Below are 2,919 nucleotides of genomic sequence, written 5' to 3'. Positions count from 1 at the left end.
TCGCGCGGGAAGTGGGCGGGCACCCAGTCCATGATCACGCCGATGCCGGCCCGGTGCAGCGCGTCGACGAGGTACTTGAAGTCGTCGGGGGTGCCGAGACGGGCGGTGGGCGCGTAGAAGCCCGTGATCTGATAGCCCCAGGAGCCGCCGAAGGGGTGCTCGGCGACCGGCATCAGCTCCACGTGCGTGAAGCCCAGGTCGGAGACGTAAGCAGGGAGTTGGTCGGCGAGCTGGCGGTACGTCAGTCCAGGGCGCCAGGACGGCAGATGGACCTCGTACACCGAGAAGGGCGACAGGTGCACGGGGCGCCGCCCCCGCCCGGCCATCCACTCCTCGTCCCGCCACTTGTGATGCGACTGATGGACGACCGACGCGGTCGCGGGCGGCATCTCCGCGCTACGGGCCATCGGGTCGGCACGCTGCGTCCTGGAGCCGTTGGGCCGGGTGATCTCGAACTTGTACAGGGCGCCCTCGGCGACCCTGGGGACGAACAGCTCCCACACGCCGGAAGATCCCAGTGACCGCATAGGGAACGCCGTGCCGTCCCAGTAGTTGAAGTCGCCGATGACCCGCACGCCGCGCGCGTTCGGCGCCCACACCGTGAAGCGGGTGCCGGTGACACCCTGGTGCACCATCGGTTCGGCGCCCAGTGCTTTCCACAGCTGCTCGTGGCGTCCCTCGCCGAACAGATGCAGATCGAACTCGCCGAGAGAGGGAAGAAACCGGTAGGGGTCCTGCATTTCGTACTCGTCGTTCCCGTACGTGACCAGCTGGGTGTACTCGGGAATCACCTCAAGCGGCAGCACGGTCTCGAAGAGACCGTCCCCCAGGTCGTCCAGCTCCGCACGCTGCCCGTTCACCGACACGGCGACGGCTGTCGCGTACGGGCGCAGTGCTCGGAAGACCACACCATCCGGCACCGGGTGCGCCCCGAGCAGCGAGTGCGGGTCGTGATGGGCGCCGGCCAACAGCCGTGCCCGGTCCGCCGCGTCCATCGAGCCCGGCGGCGATATGCCGGGGTCGCCGCGTCCTGGCCTGGGCGCCTGGGCCTTGGGTGCGGCCTTGGGTGCGGGCGTTTCGGGCGCCGGCAGGGAAACGGAGATATTGCGCGCTGCCATGGCTTCGGTCTCCTCAGGCGTTGTGGAAGGAAGGGGCCGGCGGACCACTGCCGGAGGGGGTTCGGTCGGCTTCGGCGAGGCGGGCTATCGCCGCCAGCGGTACGGACAGCCAGTCGGGGCGGTGCCGCGCCTCGTACAGCACTTCGTAGACGGCTCTGTCGGTCTCGTACGCGCACAGCAGGGCGGGCTCGTCCCGCGGATCCCACCCCGCCTCGGCGGCGTAACCGGCGCAGTAGGCATCCCGGCAGCGCCGTGCCCAGGCCGGACGCCATGGGCGGCGGCTGCGGGCGGCGTAGTCGAAGGAGCGCAGCATGCCGGCGACATCACGTACGGGGGACTGGCGGCGACGGCGTTCGGTGAGCGGGCGGGCCGGCTCCCCCTCGAAGTCGATGACGAACCACCGCATGTCGGCCCGCAGCACCTGGCCGAGGTGGAGATCGCCGTGGATCCGCTGCGCGGGACGGGTCGCGTCGAGAACGGCGAACGCGTCGAAGGCGGCCCGCAGCCCGGGCACGTACGGCGTGACGGCGGGCACGCAAGCGCTCGTGGCGTCCAGGCGCTCGGTCATCGCGGCCGCAAGCTGCCTGTTCTGGCTCCGACTTGGGGCATCGAGGGGGAAGGCGGCGGCCAGCGCGAGATGCACCTCGGCGGTCGCCCGCCCCAGTTCGTACGCCTCCTCCGCGAAGTCCCGTCCGGAGGTGAGGGACTGAAGCGCCAGAGTCCACCCGTCCACGGCTTCGGGCAGGAACGGCTGGAGCACACCGAGCGTCGCCTCCTGCGGCTGCGATATTCGAAACCACGCCACGGGGGGCGGTACGCGGGTGCAGCCCTGTCGGACCAGAGCCCAGGGCACCTCCAGGTCCGGGTTGATGCCGGGCTGGACGCGGCGGAAGATCTTCAGAATGTACGTGTCCCCGTACACCAGCGAGGAGTTGGACTGCTCGGCGTCCAGGAGTCGTGGGGCGAGCCCGGCGGGTATCGTCACCTGCCCGTCGCGCTCGAAGCGCAGCGGGCCCGTGGCCCCAGGATTGCGCAGCCGCTCCAGGAGCAGTCCCGTGGACCGGGGGTCCTGGAAGGCGTCGTACACCATCAGGCCGGCCAGCGGGCCCTCACTCGCGCGGCCGATGTAGGCGTGGATGAGCCGGGGTGGCAGGACCTCCCGGGCGCCGAGCAGCAGTTGATAGCAGTCACCGGACGAGAGCGTGCCAGTGCCGTGCTGAGCGTGAACCAGAAGATGCAGACAGCCCGGATGCAACTCGGTCGCCGACAGCAGCGTCAGCTCGGTGACGGGCCGCCCCTTGCCCGCGAACCAGCGCTGCCGTGGCAGCCATGCGCGCAGCAACCCGGCGACCGATGTCAGCAGGGAAGCGGAGCCGAGGCTGCCTGGATGAAGCGGCGCGGTCCTGGGCATGGCGGCGCATCCTTTCAGAGGCACACGTTCAAGATCGCCAGCTGGCACTGGTGGGTACTGCCCGTCGCAGTCGGAACCAGTAGAAGCCGTGGCCTGCGAGGGTGAGCAGATAGGGAAGCCGGCCGATGGCGGGGAAGCGGACGCCGCCGATCAGTTCCACCGGGTGCCGTCCGTCGAAGGCCTGCAGGTCGAGCTCGGTGGGCTGGGCGAAGCGGGAGAAGTTGTGCACGCACAGCACCAGGTCCTCCCCGTTCTCCTCGGTCGCGGGGGCCTCGCGCAGGAAGGCGATGACGGCCGGGTTGGAGGAGGGGAGTTCGGTGTAGGAGCCGAGGCCGAAGGCGGGGTTCTGTTTGCGGATCTCGATCATGCGGCGGGTCCAGTGCAGCAGCG

Annotated in this window: 3 protein-coding genes; all 3 read right to left on the bottom strand. The window is 70.2% G+C overall.

Annotation, left to right across the window (positions count from 1 at the left end):
- On the bottom strand, positions 1 to 995 hold a 995-nt coding region (locus FE633_RS46815; protein WP_246114164.1), incomplete at its 3' end, for a GlgB N-terminal domain-containing protein.
- Positions 996 to 1,131: 136 nt separating this feature from the next.
- Entirely contained in the window at positions 1,132 to 2,529 is a 1,398-nt protein-coding gene (locus FE633_RS46810) for a maltokinase N-terminal cap-like domain-containing protein (protein ID WP_138051244.1), read from the bottom strand.
- Between the two features lie 28 nt (positions 2,530 to 2,557).
- On the bottom strand, positions 2,558 to 2,919 hold a 362-nt coding region (locus FE633_RS46805), incomplete at its 5' end, for an alpha-glucosidase C-terminal domain-containing protein (RefSeq protein WP_171060417.1).

It is taken from the genome of Streptomyces montanus (assembly GCF_005786655.1).
GTDB lineage: Bacteria > Actinomycetota > Actinomycetes > Streptomycetales > Streptomycetaceae > Streptomyces > Streptomyces sporangiiformans.
This window is presented reverse-complemented; position numbering and strand designations above follow the sequence as displayed.